The organism is Halolamina sp., assembly GCF_036626355.1.
In the GTDB taxonomy this organism is placed as follows: Archaea; Halobacteriota; Halobacteria; order Halobacteriales; family Haloferacaceae; genus Halolamina.
Window position 1 is genome coordinate 1 of record NZ_JAZKRY010000068.1, and the last position, 15976, is coordinate 15976.

The following is a 15976-nucleotide window of genomic DNA, read 5'->3' on the forward strand; positions in this document are numbered from 1 at the left end:
AACATTTCGCGGGCGGCGACGGCGTTACGCCCGCGAACCGAAAGTGCCACCCGCGCGCCCGGACTCAGTACAGCCATGCAAGGCGAGCCGGAGCTCTGTGTCCTCCGACTGGGCCACCGGCCTGGCCGGGACGACCGCATGACGACCCATGTCGGGCTCACCGCGCGCGCGCTCGGCGCCGATCGCGTGTTGTTCCCGGACAACGCCAGCCAGTCGGTCGAGACGGTTCGGGATATCACAGAGCGCTTCGGCGGTCCATTCGAGGTCGAGCAGAGCGACGCACAGCGCGCGACCATCCGGAACTGGGAGGGGCTGGTGGTCCACCTCACGATGTACGGCGAGCGGATTCAGGACGTCGAGGACGACATCCGTGCGGTCCACGCCGAGGAGCCGATGCTCGTCGTCGTCGGCGGCGAGAAGGTGCCCTTCGAGGTGTACGACCACGCAGACTGGAACGTCGGCGTGACGAACCAACCGCACTCCGAGGTGGCTGGGCTGGCGGTGTTTCTGGATCGGCTTCACGACGGCCGTGAGCTTGACCGCGAGTGGGAGGGCGGCGACCGCCGCGTGGTGCCCACGGAGACGGGAAAGCAGGTGGTCGATCCGGAGGAGTTCGAAGGCGACGAGGAGTGAGTGAGGCGGGTTTCTGGACGGGTAGTGGTGTATTCGGTAGGCTCTCTCTGGGACGGCTTCAGGGTCTGGGACGGTTTATCGATCCGCGACGGGTTCTGTTTCTGCTAAGACTTCTGCATTTGCGACGACGACCGCCTCCGCGACCACCACTGCGGAGTTCCCAGGGACTCTGGGACCGCACAGCCCAGCACGGTAGCCATCCCTCTCGACGGACACCCCTAATGGGCCATGTTCGTTTCGCAGCGGTTGCGGTGGCGCGTGCGGGCGGCCCCAGGACGGCCAGTTCGCACAAGGGACTCGGGCCGAGCCTGCGAGCCCTCGTGGCGAGCAACTGCTGGCCCGAATCGGTCGGGGAGGCTGTGGCCTGTGGGTGCCGTGCGGGGCTGTCCAAGGGTCCAAGCAGCCTCCGCGGTCCCGATACCGTTTCCTCGGGGATCCCGTTTGCAGTTCCCCGCTCACAACCAGCCCACAGAATCACGCGATTCCTCGAATCACTGTTCATTTGGCAGAAAACAAACTGATACACGACTCAAAACCAGAAACCACCCACTCAGAGGCCGCACCCGCAACGTTGAAGCGCGTTCCGTGAAAATCTACACCTAATGGCTTTTGAGGGACTCTTGGAGGATCCGGTTATCCAGAAATACCTCCACGACTTGGTCGGCCCGAAAGGGATGCCCGTCGCCGCCGCGCCGCCCGACGGCGAGGTGACGGACGAGGAACTCGCAGAGGTGCTCGATCTCGAGCTCAACGACGTACGCCGCGCGCTGTTCATCCTCTACGAGAACGACCTGGCGGCCTACCGCCGGGTGCGGGACGAGGATTCGGGGTGGCTCACCTATCTCTGGACGTTCCACTACGAGAACATCCCGGACAACCTCGAAGAGGAGATGTACCGTCTCGTCGAGGCGCTCGAGGGGCGACTGGAGTACGAGAACTCCCACCAGTTCTACCTCTGTGAGAACTGCTCGCTGCGCTTCGAGTTCGAGGAGGCGATGGAGTTCGGGTTCGAATGCCCCGAATGCGGCACCCAACTCGAGGCGATGGAGAACACCCGGATGGTCGAGGCGACCGAGAAGCGCCTCGCAGAGCTCCGGGACGAACTCAACATCGAGGCCGCCTGATGGTCGTTCTGGGGACCAAATGCTACGTCGAGGGCGACGCGCGCGAGCGCTCGCTCGACTCGCTCGACTCGCTCGTAGCGAACGACCTGGCAGAGCTCGATGTGGAGTGGACCGTCGGCGTCCGGGGCGACGAGTTCGTCTCCGTCACCGTCGAAGGAGATGACGAAACCGTGGCACAGAACCTGCTTCGAGAGCGCTGGGGCGAAGTGACCGACCACTTCGACGACGGCGAAACGTACGTCGGTACGCTGGAGTCCTGGAACAACGAGGAGTGGACCCTCGACGCCGGCATCGACATCCCCGTCTCACGGGACGACCTGGGGCTCGGCCCGGGTGACCCCAAACAGATCCGGGACCGGTTCGGCGTCGTGCAGCACACGCCACTCCCGTTCGTCTACGACGCCGACGGCGACCACGAACTGGCCGAGGAGACGAAAGACCAGCTCTACGAGTGGACGCGCGCCGAGGGAGACGGCGGTCGGCTCAACGTCAACTCCTCGACCCGCGGCGAGGTGCGGGCGACGATCAACCGCGCGGGCCACGCCCAGGACATCATCACTGTCGAACGCCTGGGGCTGCTGGAGCAAAGTGTCGTCTGCACGGAGGGGACCGACCCGCCTGGACTGCTCGCAAGCGTCGGCGAGTATCTTCCCGCCGAGCTCAAAGCCGTCGTGCCGTAATGGGAGACCGATGAAGAGGCGGACGCTCGCACTGCTTGCGTTGGTCGGGCTCGTCGCTATGAGCGGCTGCCTCGGCTCGCTCACCGGTGGCGGGCCGACCGATGCGGCGCGGCTCGACGAGCCGCCGGGGTCCGCGTACTCGTGGAATCCTGAAACTGACGTCCGCATCACGATTACCAAACAGGCGACCTTCCGAGCAGTGTACGACGCCTCAGCCGAGGGGTTCGGCGACCAGTTGAACCTCTCGGAAACGAGTGCGTTTGGCACGAAATCGCCGCTAACAATCAGTTCGCTGCGCTACCGCTACCCGAACGGCACGGTGATCAACGGCACCGAGTTGGAGGCCCACGGCGGCGACCTCTACACAGCGAACAACGAGCTGGTGGTCGAGCCCCCAGCCGACGGGGGACAGGTGGCGTTCGCCGGCGAGAGCACGCCAAAGCGGTTCAGCCTCCCCGTTTACGTGGAGGGCTCCTACACCGTTATTCTCCCGGAGAACCGCCGGGCTGAGGTGCCGCTGTTCGGCCAAGTTGTGCCCGGACCCGACGAGAAACGCCTCGTGGACAACCGTATCCAGCTCTACTGGGAGGAGGTCACCGCGCCCTCGATTCTGGTGCGGTACTACATCCAGCGCGATATCCAGGTCTTCGGTGCACTCGCGGGGGGGCTCGCCCTCGTCGCAGTGGGCGGCCTCTTGTACTACCGCAGGCGGATCCAGGAGCTCCGCAAGCGGCGCGAATCGATGGGGCTCGACGTCGACGTGGATGACGACGGCGACGAGCCGCCACCAGGGCTTGGCTGAGCGGGGTGGCCCGGGCCTCGCCTGCCGGTCCCACCGAAGGGGCGACCGTCAATCGCGTGACGCGGCTCTTTTGCCCGCGCGGCGGATAAGACGGCTATGTCCAACAGGAACGACGTCCCCCCCGGCACCGTCGGCGTCGACCTCGTCGAGGAGGGCGTCGTCGTCGAGTACACCGACGGGCGGACAACGCTCTACCGCGGCCCGCCAACCGTCGAGACCGGAACCCTGCGCACTGGGCCCGGCAAGGAGTGTCACGTCCTTGTGACCGACCCGACCGAGAGCGAAGGCGTGATGCTCTACGTGAACGACCGCAAAACCCACGACGATATCCTGGAGAGCACGGGCGTCGGCCGACTCATCCTGACTGAAGGTGAGGAAGAAGAGCTGTTCCCGGGCGTCACCGTCAGGAGAATCGGCGGCAACCGAACCGAAGTCGAGGCCGATCCGGATGTCGCCCGCGGCCGCGTGTTCGTTTTCGTCGAGGACGACTGGGGCGAGGAGAGCTTCGAACTGGTCAACGAGGACGAAGCGGCGGACTGACGCCGGTCCCGCAGCGCGACGGGTCGGCCGTTAGCCGTCGTGTCCCCTGACTGGGGCTACTGCAGATACGACGGGTCGTCACTGGCGCAGTTGTCCTCGTGTTGGGAGGCATCCGACTCGTTATCGAACAGCAGCCCACATTTCTCACACCGGAACCACGTCATTCCGTCGCGTTCCGTGGTGTCGACCATGCGTGGACATGTGACCGGGGACCGTAAATTGCTTCCGGCGGTTGGACCGGTTGTGTCGGCGTGTTTCCGACTACGAGACCACTGCCGAGAAGTGGGGTATCTAGGACTGTTGGCGCATTCTCCATCTTCCGTAACGTGCAAATGCATGGCTCTCGGAGAGGCACTCGTGCGCCGAATGTCCACCACCCCTGACGCCCCAACCGACGAATGACGCTTACAAAGCGGGTCATCCCGTGCATCGACGTAGATACCGACGAGAACGGCGAACCGGCGGTTTACACCGGCGTGAACTTCGAAAACCTGGCCTACACCGGCGACCCGGTTGAGATGGCCAAGCGCTACAACGAGGCCGGCGCCGACGAGTTCGTCTTCCTCGACATCACTGCGAGCGCCGAGGGCCGCGAGACGATGCTCGACACCGTCTCGGCCGTGGCCGACGAGGTGTTCATCCCCCTGACCGTCGGCGGCGGTATCCGGACGACCGAGGACATCAAGGAGACGCTGCGGGCCGGCGCCGACAAGGTCAGCATCAACTCCGGTGCTATCGCCGAGCCATCGCTCATCAACGACGGCGCCGCCGCGTTCGGTTCCCAGTGTATCGTCATCTCCATCGACGCCCGCCGCCGCTACGACGAGCAGGGCGAACACTACGAGCGTGTCAACGGCGAGTCCTGCTGGTTCGAGGCGACGGTCAAAGGCGGTCGAGAAGGAACCGGCATGGACGCTGTCGCCTGGGCCGAGGAGGCCGAGGAGCGCGGCGCCGGCGAACTGTTCATCAACTCAATCGACAAGGACGGGACCAAGAACGGCTACGACGTGCCGCTGACGGCGGCCATCTCCGAGACCGTCTCCACGCCGATCATCGCCTCCTCGGGCTGTGGCTCGCCGGCAGACATGTACGAGGTGTTCACCGAGGCCGGCGCCGACGCCGGCCTGGCGGCCTCCATCTTCCACTACGACGAGTACAGCATCTCGGATGTGAAGGAGTATCTGGCCGAGCGCGGCCTCCCCGTTCGGCTCTGAGGACGGCGAACAGCTCGCTCCAGGCGAGCACTCTCCCGAAAAGATAGCCCAACAGTCCCCCGACGAACAATCCTGCAGCGAATCTCTCACGCATCCGGCGATCGGCGACGACGGACATCACCACCGAACACAGCAGTATCAGAAAGCCGTTTCAGGCCGCCGCATCGAACGCCTGCCGGAGGTCTTTGCTCTTCTCGCTCACGTCACCGGCAGCAGCCTCGAGCACATCGAGGGGGTCGGCGCCCTCAGTCTTGATCGAGAGGATCGGCTCGGTCTGGCCGCCGGACTGTTCGGGGTTCACGTCGTAGGTCGCCGCAAGGACGTCTTCGGACTCCAGCAGCGTTCCCTTCAGGACGTTCATGAACGTGTGGCCCTCGCCGGCGATCTCGATACGGAGTTCCTCGTCGGTCTTTTCGATGACCCGCAGTTCCATACCCCGAGGTTCCTCTCGCCGCTGTTTGACTCTTTCGTCTCCAGTATCGACGTGCCCCCGGCCGTTCCCATCCCAGAGCCGGACGCGACGCCAGCCTGCTTGGCCACCCGCTGTGAACCGGACGGTTCAACTACGAGCCCACCTGCTGAAAACGCATGGAGGCGTTCGCCCCCGCAAGCGTCACAGCCGTTTTCGCACCGAACGAGGCCGGCACCCGCACCCGCGGTGCCAGCGTCGCGCTCTCGGACGGTGTCACTGTCGCCGTCGACGACGCCGATCGCTCGGCTGTCACGGTGGACGGCGAGCCAGCGTCTTTCGCGCCGGTGGTCGGCGTACTGGACCGATTGGCCGTCACCGCGGCGATCGACGTCCGGTCCGAAGTTCCACTCGGTGCGGGCTTTGGCTCCAGCGGAGCCGCGACGCTGGCGACGGCGCTGGCCGCTGAGGAACTGTTCGAACTCGGATACAGTCGTGAGGAACTGGTTGAGCACGCGCGTGCCGCGGAGGTCGAGGCTGGCACCGGCCTCGGTGACGTGTACGTCCAGGACACGGGCGGGCTGCGCTACGACGTCGGGAACGGTCGCGAGCGGGTCGAGACCGACGTTCCGGTCGAGTACGCCTCCTACGGCGGGCTCTCGACGGAGGACGCGCTCGACGACGAGGAACTGATGGCGATGGTACGGCGTGAGGGGGCCGCGGTACTCGACGCGCTCTCGGACCCGCCGACGCTGCGGGAGGTGGTCGACCGCTCCTGGCCGTTCGCACAGGCGCTGAGCCTGCCGACCCAGCGGATCGTCGAGGACGTGAAACGCGTGAGGGCTGTCGGGGGCGCCGCCACGATGGCGATGCTTGGCGAATCGGTCATCGCCGTGGACTGTGAGGACGTGCTCCCTGCCCGAACCCGGGTGTCGACGAGGGGCGCACACCTGCTGTAGCCCACTGAGGAGCGTCCCAACCAACCGGTCTGGATAGCCCCGACCATCAGGTTCAAGCATCCCACTCCCGGCCGTTCGGATATGGACGGACAGGCAGCCGCCCCCGGCGCGGGGACGGTTCTCAACGCGCTCGCGACCGGCACCGGGTCGGCGTTCGCCCTCGACGTCGAGACCAGCGCCACGGTGGAGCTGGCGTTCGGCGGCGACGGCGTCACCGGCGAGATCGCCGGCGAACCCGACGCGGATACCGCGCTCATCGAGCGCTGTGTGGAGCTGGCGCTCGAGCGCTGGGGGCCGAGCGCCGGCCTCGATACGAGCGTGAGCGAGACGGTCACTGTCGGCGCCTCGGTCCGGACCGAGAGCGACGTACCGACCGCGGCGGGGCTGAAGAGCTCTTCGGCGGCGGCGAACGCGACGATGCTCGCCACGGTCGATGCGCTCGACGCCCGCGACCAGGTCGAGCCGATCGAGGCCTGCCGGCTGGGCGTCGAGGCCGCCCGGGACGTGGGCGTCACCGTCACCGGCGCCTTCGACGACGCGAGCGCGTCGATGTTCGGGGGCGTGACCGTCACCGACAACCGAGAGGACGCCCTCCTGGTTCGGGAGGAGTTCGACCACGAGGCGCTGGTCTGGATCCCGCCGGAGCGAGCCTACTCGGCTGACGCCGACGCCGAGCGCTGTGGGCTGGTGGCGCCGATAGCCAAACTGGTCGAGGAGCTCGCACTCGACGGCGCGTACGGCCGCGCGATGACAGTCAACGGATTGGCGTTCTCGGCGGCGCTGGGGTTCTCGGCCGACCCCGCAGTGGAGGCGATGCCCCACGTCGACGGCGTTTCGCTCTCCGGAACGGGGCCGAGCATCGTCGCCATCGGCGACGCTGCGGGGCTGGATATCGTCGAAGAACAGTGGCGCGAGCGACCCGGTGAGACGTTGCGGACGACGACGCGGAACGACGGAGGAGGATATCTGTGAGTGAACGGACACCCGACAATATGAGCCTGGAGGAACTGCGCGACGAGATACAGCAGGTCGACAAGGAGCTCGTCGAGCTCATCGCCCAGCGAACGTACGTCGCCGACACCATCGCCGACGTGAAAGCGGAACAGGGACTGCCAACGACCGACGAAAGTCAGGAGCAGGCGGTGATGGAGCGTGCCGGCGAGAACGCCGAACGGTTCGACGTGGATTCGAACCTGGTGAAGGCGATCTTCCGGCTGCTGATCGAGCTGAACAAAGTGGAGCAACGAGAGAGTCGATAGACGTGAGAACGGCTGTTAGATGGCATCTACCTTCGTATTAGTGAGATGTGAATCAGTTCTCGACGTCACCCGAAATTTCAGACTTGATGAGCAGCCGGAAGGGTCGACACAAGTCCGTTGCACACGCGGCCACGACAACCGTTACGAGTACTACGCTTCGTTCAGCTGGTACTCTATCCGCAAGCCGAAGTTATTCTTCGTCGGTCGGTTCGAGTGGGACTCGTTCTACCTCGATATCTTCGTAGTCCTTCTCGGAGGAGAGTACGTCCATCTCTCGCGTTTCCGCAGTCGCCGCGTGGAAGGCGTCGAACGGCGTCATTCCCTCGTCGTAGTAGTTGACAGCTTTCAGCACTACTTGTTTCTCTTCTTCGTTCCGAGCAGGGACGAGTTCGAGCAGGTTCGCCACCAGCGGAACGTAATCGAACTCGTAGCGTTCTCGGGCGAGGAGTAGTTCGAGGTACGAGAACGGTGACGTTTCGACGTCGTACTCGCCGAGGGCGTCCTCAGCGGAGCCCTGCAACCAATCAGTGTCTTTGGCGAGTGCGAGCAGGAAATCCGTCTCGACGTACACCGTCATCCGTCGCCGCCGGCTTCCTCAGCCTCGTCTTTCGCCTCCGCTTCGATGTCCTCTCGAATTTCCTCGACTGATGCATCGTGCAGTTCGCCTGCCGCCTCGCGGACAGCTACAAGTGGGTCGTCCGCGACCGGAATCAACTCGATTCTGTCCTCGTACATAACGATGTGATACTTCTGGCCGTACTTCTCGCGCACCTCTTTTGGGATGTACAGCCGTCCCTGTCCATCCGTTTCTGCTGACATAGATGCGACTACGTTACCATGGACAAAGAATCTTACCACTAGCGTCTAGCTGGTGGCACCCGTCAAAACGTTCAATCGTATGTATGGTGGATTTTATCCATTTGAACAAAGTCGAGCAGCGTGAGTCTGGGTAGCTTCAAACAGGCGTTTCAGGCTATTTACTGCCTGTTTGGCTACCGGATCTCCTTCCGATAGCTGTTCTCCAGATTCTCGGTCGATGAACGATGTTACAATTTCTGTAAGCACGTCAGGTGCCAGATGATCCGGCATCCGTTCAATTTCTCTGGATGAGGAGACGTATCTTTACGACCAAAATATTTCGTACCACTATCATATCTATCGTAACTGTCTTTGACGCGGGAACACAACCGATCGGCATGAAGCGAGAGGCAATCGGCGTTACCGGAATGTCATGCAACGGCTGCGAACAAACCGTCGAGAGTGCCCTTGCGAAGATTGAGGGCGTAAGCCGCGTTGATGCCAATAACGAGGCTGAGACCGTCGAGGTCGTCGTCGATGACAATGTGGCTGACGAGGACATCACTGCGGCAATTGAGCGGGCGGGCTTCGACGTCGTAACCTAATTCCGCCACACTACGAAAAAGAGTATCCACCCGTGGCAGTCTAATCGCCCCTGTAACGCTGAGTGCTTCCATAACGATTCGGCGGTCGATGGAAGGATTGGTTTCTACCATGGATTACAGAAGCCATCGTGTGACTGATTAGTCAGCTGGTGTCGCTGCTTCAGCCTCTTCTACTGCGAAGTCAGCGTTGACGGCCTCGCCGGAGAGGAGTTGTCCCGCGAAGCTGTTGGCAAGAACGGCGGAGACAGACAGTACCATTGCGATCATCGCAAACACTGGGTGCACAAGGCCGGTCGTTGCGGCAACCACCCCGATACCATTGAATGCGAACGCAGCGGCGAGGTTCTGCCGAGTCTTGCGATAACTTTCCTCGCCAATCACGTACGCGTCCATCACTCCACCGAGCCGCTCGCCCATCAACACAATGTCGGCGGATTCGATAGCGATGTCCGTTCCTGCACCGATGGCGATACCGATGTCGGCTTGCGTCAGGGCAGGCGCGTCGTTGATGCCGTCGCCGACCATCGCCACGCGATGACCCTCGCTTTGCAAGCGACCGATCTCCGCACGCTTCTCGTCCGGCAGAACGTCAGCCATCACCCGGTCGATACCGACCTCGTCGGCGACTGCCTGCCCGGTGCGCTCGTTGTCGCCGGTGATCATCACGGGCGTGACGCCGGCGTCCTTCATCCGCTGGATAGTCTCGCTGGCATCGTCCTTGATTTCGTCGCCGACGCCGATTAGACCGAGTAGGTCACCGTCGCGGACGACCCCAGAGACTGTGAGGCCGCGGCGCTGGAGCCGCTCGATAGCGTCGCCGGCCCCCGAGAGGTCAACCCCTTCTTCCGCGAGCCAGCCCGGCTTCCCGACGAGCACGTCGTCGCCGTAGACGGTCGCCCGGATGCCCTTACCAGTTACCGAGTCGAACGCCTCGGGGTCGCCATACTCGACCCCGCGCTCCTCTGCATGGTCGAGGATGGCGTCGGCAAGCGGGTGTTCGCTGAACGCTTCAGCGCTCGCCGCGGTCGCTAGCAAGTCCGTTTCGTCGCCGTCAAGGGAGATTACTTCACTGACGGCAGGTTCGCCGACAGTGATTGTACCGGTCTTGTCCAACACGATGTGATCGACGTCAGGGAAGATCTGGAAGGCATCACCAGAGCGCATCAGGATTCCGTGCTTCGCGGCCTTTCCACCACCCCTGATGAGCGCCAACGGCGTCGCCATCCCCAGTGCACACGGGTACCCGAGGACGAGGACGGCGAGCGCCGCGAACGCCCCACGCTGAACATTTGGCCCGGTTCCGAACGGGCCGCCCACCCAGACGGCGGGAACGATCGTCCAGAAGAGGAACGCGAGGCCAGCGATTGCCAACACGGCGGGGACGAACTGCTTGAGGATGCGGTCAGCCAACTGGATAATGCCGGGCTTCATCGCCCGAGCCTCCTCGATTTCGCGGGCGACCTGATTCAGGAACGCATCCTCACCCGTCGCGGTCACCTCAACGAGAAGTGTCCCGGTTTCATTGACACTACCGCCGATCACGTGGTCACCTGTGGTCTTTTCTTCGGGGATAGACTCGCCGGTGGCCACCGACTCGTCAACGGTCGATGTGCCCTCGACGACCGCGCCGTCAACGGGGACGTTCTCCCCCGGCTTGACCCGGACACGATCGCCGACCTCAAGATCGGCGACAAGCACCTCCTCCACCTCACCGTTGGCAGCCACACGGCGAGCAGTATCGGGCTGGAGATCAAGCAAACCTTGTACAGCCTGCGAGGCACGAGTGCGGACGATGAGGCTGGTGTACTCCGAGAGGACGTGGTAGGTGGTAATGAAGACGGAGACGGCGAAGAAGTGGACGGTCGGGAAACTCGGGAAGACGAAGAGCCCGAGGAAGCCGCCGAATAACCCAGCGAAAGCACCTGCTTCGAGTAGCACGTGCTGGTTGAAGATGCGCCGCCGAAGGCTTTGATAAGCTTTCTCGATGATGTACCGTCCAGGCCCAAACATCGTTCCCAGTGCCAATCCGAGCGTGACGAGATCCATCACGAGTGACTCCGACTCGAACCGCCCCAGCACGAAAATCATCCATAGCATCAGGGCCGCCGTGACAATAGAGGCCCCGCCAGCGAGGAGCAGTCGTCGCTTACCATCGGCGAGTTCGTCCTGTTGCTCTTCGAATCGTTTCTCCTTGTCGGGGTCACGGATGGTATAGCCGAGGTCGCGGAGCGTATCCTTCAACTCCACCTCAGTGAGTTGTTCGTCGTCGTATTGGACGAGGACTTCTTCGTGGGCAAGGCTGACATCGACATCCTCGACACCAGGCGTCCTATCGTAGGCCTTGCGGATGCTCTCGGCGCAGAACGAGCAGGACATCCCACCGACGTTGAATTGCTCCTGTGTCGTCCCCATATCACATTCACCTTGATCAAGAACACCCATAACCGTTACGACAAAGATTATAGCGGTTCTCAATATTTAATACCAATGGGAGGATCTGTGGCGTTACTCTTACCATCGTTGTGGGCTTACGTGATAGCAAGATGGCCCTGCTCGAATCCGACGTTCCGATCCGGGAGGTCGTGACGACCGACCCAGAGAAGGCGAAAGCCCTGGAGAACGACGTGCGCGCAAAGATTCTCGATATGCTTGTCGATAAGGAGATGACGATCGGAGAGATTCATGCGGAACTGGCACGACGTGGGGAGGAGAAGGCCGAGACGACGGTACGTCACCACGTGAACGTTCTGAAGGATGCCGGGATGGTGGAGATAGCGCGCCTGGAGGAGGCCGGCGGTGGGACACGGAAATACTACAAGTCGAATACACGCGTCTTCTCCTATGATCTCCCTGACGACGCCGGGGAGGAGCTCGCCCTAGCGCAGGCGACTGCAACCGACGAGCTGGAGTCGCTCGTCGAGACCCTGTATGCCGAACACGGGGACGAAATTGAAGAGGTTGCTCAGGAGATGAAGCCGTGTGAATACTGTGAGACCCAACATTATGAGGAGTTCATTCTCCGTGAATTACTCAACCGCAGCCTCATCGAGTTGAGCGAGGACGGTACGTTGGATGATCTACTTTGACCGACTGACGATAGTCGCGTGGGGATCGCCTCAGCTCACGCAACACCTCGGGTTGGCGTTTTGAGATCAAATATTTCGACCGAACTGCTACAAAAGGGGTGCTCGGATACGGGTAAAGTACACACAATTGTGTTACGTGAGTTATTGAACTGAACAAAGTGGAACAGCGCGAGTCTCGGTAGCGCTCTAAAAGAGCGCATTTGGCTCTCTATCGCTGATATAGGCGCGCCGATTCTTTTCTGGAGACAACTTCACGTTCTGTCGGGGTCGGTGAGCTACCGGAAGACTGGAATCTCATCCCGTCAACGACCCTGTCGATACGCGCAGCGCCGGCGAGAGCGTGGCACGTGATTAACTGCCGTACCTCGATACTGTTCTCACCCAAAGACACAATATTCTGTGTTACCATAGTTTTCTGTATGCCCAGTATCACGGTCAACGTCGACGACGACCTCAAAGAGCGGATGGAGGAACATCCGGAGATCAACTGGAGCGAGGTCACCCGCCAGGCTATCCAAGAGAAGATCGAGACGCTCGACGTGATGGACGAGCTGACGTCCAAGAGCGAACTCACCGAGAGTGACGTCGCCGAAATCGCTGACAAAATCAACGAGAGCGCACGCCAACGCGTCGAAGAAGAGTCGGAGTAATCTCGACGGATGAAGCTGGTCGTCGATGCCAACGTCGTCATCTCCGCACTCATCGCTGACTCGAAAACCCGCGAACTCATCGTTACGCTCGAACCCGATCTCTTTACACCCGAGTTCGTCCACGACGAAATCGGGAACTACGAGGAGCTGATCGTCGAGAAGTCAGGGATGACTCCAGATCGAGTCGCACAGTTCATCGACCTCCTCTTCCAGTATATCGAAGTCGTTCCCGCCAGCGAGTTCTATCCGTATATCGAGGAGGCCGACGCGGCAATCGGCGACACTGATCCCGACGACGTGTTGTACGTGGCGTGTGCCCTCGCTACCGATGCCGACATTTGGAGCGACGACTCCGACTTCGAGGAACAGGATGTCATCGAGGCCCACTCGACGAGCAACGTGATCGACTCGTTCGACACGCTCTAGCCGATCCAAACAGCAGCCTGTAGAACGAGGGAGCACTTTCTTTTATATATGGCAGCAATAGGAAGTCGGTTACGCCCGTATTCGCTGTCCCGAGAGTGGATCAAGAGACTATTTTCACGGGATTCCATCATGGATTTCAGCTACCTGAACAAAGTGGAGCAACGCGAAAGCAGGTAACCGAATTCGACGATATCAGGCCCTCCTTTGTCGGTCGGGTGACTGATTCTTCTTCCGGCAGTTGCTCTTTCGTTCCTCAATCGGTGACAGATGACACGGCTCCATAGCCGTCCCGGTTCACTGAATCAAAGAGGGCCCACGTGGCGGAGAACCAATGCATTATGAAAGTCATAGTCCGTGAATCCTTCAGCTGACAGGAGTTGCGTGCTGCATACAGAGAATCCATGAAAATCCCGCACCTAAGCCCCTGAAGCGTGAACAAGGCTCTAGGGGCTGGCTGAGACCGCAATGCACCCAGTGCGTTAAGCACGATACTAGAGAATGGTCCGAGCCCGTGATAAGACGCGGAAGCTTGTGCCAAAGAGCACGCATCGAAGTACGTTTAGTAAACGGTGAGATGTCCCAGGACTGGCGTTGTCTCCAGATCCACGGGTCGGACCTGAAGCGCGACCGAGTGGGGGCGGCTGACGGCGCTTACAATACCCGTAGTCGATAGCCTTCGAGGGCGGTTTCATCGGCCACTCGGCCGGTCTCGGCTGCGGCGTCGAGGAGTTCGGCGACAAACTCCTTGGGCACCTCAACACCAATAAAGTCGGTAGCGTCTCGTCCCGTCGTCAGCCGGGCCATCGTTCGGTCAGTGCCGTCGTCGTTGTAGATCATCCCGATGCGGTCGTCATCGCGGATGAACCGAAGGGTCACGTCGGTCGGTTCGATTGTGTCGAACGTCACCTCGAACACTCGGTCGTCACCCTCGACCCGTGCAAGCATGCGTCCGTTATGTTCGGCTACAGTCGTCTCCATGCTTGTCGTACGGATTCGACGCGTATAACTTCGGGACACGAATACCGCTGCGGGAGGCCGTTCCCCCATAGTCACCGACACCGGCGACTAATTCCCCTGGTAGTTCAACTGGAGTCGAACACACAATCGAGTGGTGAGACACACGTGCGCCGTATTCACCAGAGCTGTTTAAACGTATTTTAGCTTCGCGTCGGAGGGATTACTGTCGGCGCAGTCGTGACTGGGTTCGGAGCGTCGCTCACATCACGAACTGCTGTCAGGGACTCGTTTCCCGCCATTCTGAAGGGGAATGTCGTCCCGATAATCAGTCCAGCGGTGAACGAGTAGCCCCCAGGTTCGGCGTTCCGCTCGTTCACCGACCCACTCGCCACGACCGCTGAGGAGTACGGCATGACGTGTTCGAAGGCATCTCAGTAGCGTACACGACGGTAGCGTGTCCGCCGTGTGACGAGGGTGCTCGGGGACAACGGGTTGGCGACCTGTTCCACTATCACTGCGGCGAGGGGCATGCCAGCCTCGGGGCGTCGCTGACGTTCCTGGAACGGCAGGCTGGCACGAATGTGGAGGTCGGCTCGATGGCACGCTTAGTGCGCTCCATGCGGGAGGGGTCGGAGGTATCACGCTCTCCCGAGAGGGCACGTCGCAACGAGGAGTGCAGGAACCAGGGTACTCGGACGGGGAACCTTGCCTCGGTGGGTGCGGTATCGCCAACATCTCCCCGGAGGGTTCCCACGGCTGAAAGCGTGTGAGGGTGTCAATAGTGGCTGGGATCGGACGACTGGCCGTTGCACATGGTCACTCTTCTCTTCTCGATGAACGTTCGAGACGATTCCCAACCCGTGCCACCTGAAGGGATTATCCCGCTCGACCACGGAGGGTCTGTATGCAGTGGTGCGACCAGCCGACGAATCCATCCAGGAGCGATGGTGTGAGGCCCCAGAGCCGAAGCCCGAAGAGGGCGATGGCGTGACCGACGACCCCTTGCCGGCCGAACATCTCACACCGCTTGCCACGCTGGTCGACGAAGTGCTCGCACGCGTCGGCTACGAGATAGCGGTCGCCATCGACGCCATCGACGACGCCGTCCCTGGCTATGGCGGCCTGTTCGACCCGGGAACATCCTCGGCCGAACTGCGTTGTGCGCTCGAACGCCTGCTGGCGTCGGGGCTTAGCCAGCCACCCGTCCCCGAGCCGACTGGCGACACCTTCGTCCTCTACGTCGACGGTAGTTCACGGGGCAACCCCGGCCCTGCGGGTGCGGGCGCCGTCATCATGGACGCTGAAGAGACCCAACTCGCCCGTCTCGGCCGCCCCGTCGGCTCCCGGACGGGGAACAACACCGCCGAGTACGTTGCCCTCCAGCTCGGGCTCTCCGAACTGCTGGCCCGCTACGAGCCACGCAGTCTGGAGGTACGGATCGACTCGATGACCGTCATCCGGGACGTCTGGGGTGGGGAGGATCCCACGGAATCGGGCGTCGAGACGTACAGCGAGGCCGTCGCGGCGGCGCTGTCGAGGGTCCCGGAGCATCGGTACACACATCTGGCCGACAGTGACCCGAACCCCGCCGATGCGCTGGCGACGGTGGGTGCCGATATCGCGGCGTTCGGACACGGGTAGTAGAGCCACACGGCTTGAGGATTCGAAGTTCACAGTCAGTAGTGGGGGTGTGCAGAAACGCCGATTGTGTGCGAATGCGAACGCCTGAATCCAGTTTTTGGACTGCGAGTTGGGTTCCGAGGGCGCTGTTGAAACTTACCTAAGTCACGGTTTCTGAGAAACAGCTGGTCGCTGAGGACTGTGAGGTCATCGA

20 protein-coding genes are annotated in these 15976 nt (G+C 61.9%); 14 read left to right on the top strand and 6 right to left on the bottom strand.

Features of this window, described 5'->3' with window-relative positions; translation table 11 throughout:
* Nucleotides 1-75 precede the first annotated feature (75 nt).
* From V5A38_RS11015 to V5A38_RS11035, 5 genes are all read left to right on the top strand, one after another.
* Nucleotides 76-633, top strand: a complete 558-nt coding sequence (locus V5A38_RS11015) for a tRNA (cytidine(56)-2'-O)-methyltransferase (protein ID WP_332325827.1) — start codon at nt 76-78, stop codon at nt 631-633.
* A 602-nt stretch (nt 634-1235) separates the two neighbouring features.
* Entirely contained in the window at nt 1236-1757 is a 522-nt protein-coding gene (tfe, locus tag V5A38_RS11020; protein ID WP_332325811.1) for a transcription factor E, read from the top strand.
* Entirely contained in the window at nt 1757-2437 is a 681-nt protein-coding gene (locus V5A38_RS11025) for a DUF2110 family protein (RefSeq protein WP_332325812.1), read from the top strand. Before tfe ends, V5A38_RS11025 begins: the two co-directional genes overlap by 1 nt.
* Before the next feature lie 10 nt (nt 2438-2447).
* Entirely contained in the window at nt 2448-3239 is a 792-nt protein-coding gene (locus V5A38_RS11030) for a DUF5803 family protein (RefSeq protein WP_332325813.1), read from the top strand.
* 96 nt (nt 3240-3335) lie between these two features.
* Nucleotides 3336-3779 (top strand): DUF5796 family protein, encoded by a 444-nt coding sequence (locus V5A38_RS11035; protein WP_332325814.1) that lies wholly within the window; start codon nt 3336-3338, stop codon nt 3777-3779.
* A 56-nt stretch (nt 3780-3835) separates the two neighbouring features.
* On the opposite strand, the gene V5A38_RS11040 is transcribed toward V5A38_RS11035, so the two are convergent.
* Nucleotides 3836-3970, bottom strand: coding sequence for a hypothetical protein (locus V5A38_RS11040; protein WP_332325815.1), 135 nt, complete (start codon nt 3968-3970; stop codon nt 3836-3838).
* A 207-nt stretch (nt 3971-4177) separates the two neighbouring features.
* Between V5A38_RS11040 and hisF the strand changes: the two genes are divergently transcribed.
* Nucleotides 4178-4993, top strand: a complete 816-nt coding sequence (gene hisF / locus V5A38_RS11045; protein WP_332325816.1) for an imidazole glycerol phosphate synthase subunit HisF — start codon at nt 4178-4180, stop codon at nt 4991-4993.
* Nucleotides 4994-5144: 151 nt separating this feature from the next.
* On the opposite strand, the gene V5A38_RS11050 is transcribed toward hisF, so the two are convergent.
* Nucleotides 5145-5426 (bottom strand): DNA-directed RNA polymerase subunit L, encoded by a 282-nt coding sequence (locus V5A38_RS11050; RefSeq protein ID WP_332325817.1) that lies wholly within the window; start codon nt 5424-5426, stop codon nt 5145-5147.
* Nucleotides 5427-5581: 155 nt separating this feature from the next.
* Between V5A38_RS11050 and V5A38_RS11055 the strand changes: the two genes are divergently transcribed.
* From V5A38_RS11055 to V5A38_RS11065, 3 genes are all read left to right on the top strand, one after another.
* Nucleotides 5582-6361: a GHMP kinase gene (locus V5A38_RS11055; RefSeq protein WP_332325818.1), complete on the top strand. Its 780-nt coding sequence runs from the start codon at nt 5582-5584 to the stop codon at nt 6359-6361.
* A gap of 81 nt (nt 6362-6442) precedes the next feature.
* Entirely contained in the window at nt 6443-7333 is an 891-nt protein-coding gene (locus tag V5A38_RS11060; RefSeq protein ID WP_332325819.1) for a shikimate kinase, read from the top strand.
* 20 nt (nt 7334-7353) lie between these two features.
* Entirely contained in the window at nt 7354-7620 is a 267-nt protein-coding gene (locus V5A38_RS11065; RefSeq protein ID WP_332325828.1) for a chorismate mutase, read from the top strand.
* Between the two features lie 190 nt (nt 7621-7810).
* On the opposite strand, the gene V5A38_RS11070 is transcribed toward V5A38_RS11065, so the two are convergent.
* Nucleotides 7811-8197: a PIN domain-containing protein gene (locus tag V5A38_RS11070; protein ID WP_332325820.1), complete on the bottom strand. Its 387-nt coding sequence runs from the start codon at nt 8195-8197 to the stop codon at nt 7811-7813.
* Nucleotides 8194-8439, bottom strand: coding sequence for an AbrB/MazE/SpoVT family DNA-binding domain-containing protein (locus tag V5A38_RS11075; protein ID WP_332325821.1), 246 nt, complete (start codon nt 8437-8439; stop codon nt 8194-8196). Before V5A38_RS11075 ends, V5A38_RS11070 begins: the two co-directional genes overlap by 4 nt.
* A gap of 377 nt (nt 8440-8816) precedes the next feature.
* Between V5A38_RS11075 and V5A38_RS11080 the strand changes: the two genes are divergently transcribed.
* Nucleotides 8817-9023 carry a heavy metal-associated domain-containing protein gene (locus tag V5A38_RS11080; protein WP_332325822.1) on the top strand — a complete coding sequence of 69 codons (207 nt, stop codon included), beginning with the start codon at nt 8817-8819 and terminating at the stop codon, nt 9021-9023.
* Nucleotides 9024-9161: 138 nt separating this feature from the next.
* On the opposite strand, the gene V5A38_RS11085 is transcribed toward V5A38_RS11080, so the two are convergent.
* Complete coding sequence (locus V5A38_RS11085) at nt 9162-11435, bottom strand: cation-translocating P-type ATPase (RefSeq protein WP_332325829.1); 2274 nt, start codon at nt 11433-11435, stop codon at nt 9162-9164.
* 131 nt (nt 11436-11566) lie between these two features.
* On the opposite strand from V5A38_RS11085, the gene V5A38_RS11090 reads away from it, so the two are divergent.
* From V5A38_RS11090 to V5A38_RS11100, 3 genes are all read left to right on the top strand, one after another.
* The gene (locus V5A38_RS11090) at nt 11567-12109 is read left to right on the top strand and encodes a helix-turn-helix domain-containing protein (RefSeq protein WP_332325823.1); all 543 of its coding nucleotides are present in this window, start codon (nt 11567-11569) and stop codon (nt 12107-12109) included.
* 419 nt (nt 12110-12528) lie between these two features.
* Nucleotides 12529-12759, top strand: a complete 231-nt coding sequence (locus tag V5A38_RS11095; RefSeq protein WP_332325824.1) for a hypothetical protein — start codon at nt 12529-12531, stop codon at nt 12757-12759.
* 9 nt (nt 12760-12768) lie between these two features.
* Nucleotides 12769-13185, top strand: a complete 417-nt coding sequence (locus tag V5A38_RS11100) for a PIN domain-containing protein (RefSeq protein ID WP_332325825.1) — start codon at nt 12769-12771, stop codon at nt 13183-13185.
* Between the two features lie 651 nt (nt 13186-13836).
* Here V5A38_RS11100 and V5A38_RS11105 read toward each other — a convergent pair.
* Nucleotides 13837-14163 (bottom strand): hypothetical protein, encoded by a 327-nt coding sequence (locus tag V5A38_RS11105; protein ID WP_332325826.1) that lies wholly within the window; start codon nt 14161-14163, stop codon nt 13837-13839.
* 966 nt (nt 14164-15129) lie between these two features.
* Between V5A38_RS11105 and V5A38_RS11110 the strand changes: the two genes are divergently transcribed.
* A complete protein-coding gene (locus V5A38_RS11110) occupies nt 15130-15783 on the top strand; it encodes a ribonuclease HI family protein (protein ID WP_332325830.1) in 654 nt (217 codons plus the stop codon).
* The last annotated feature ends 193 nt before the right edge of the window (nt 15784-15976 follow it).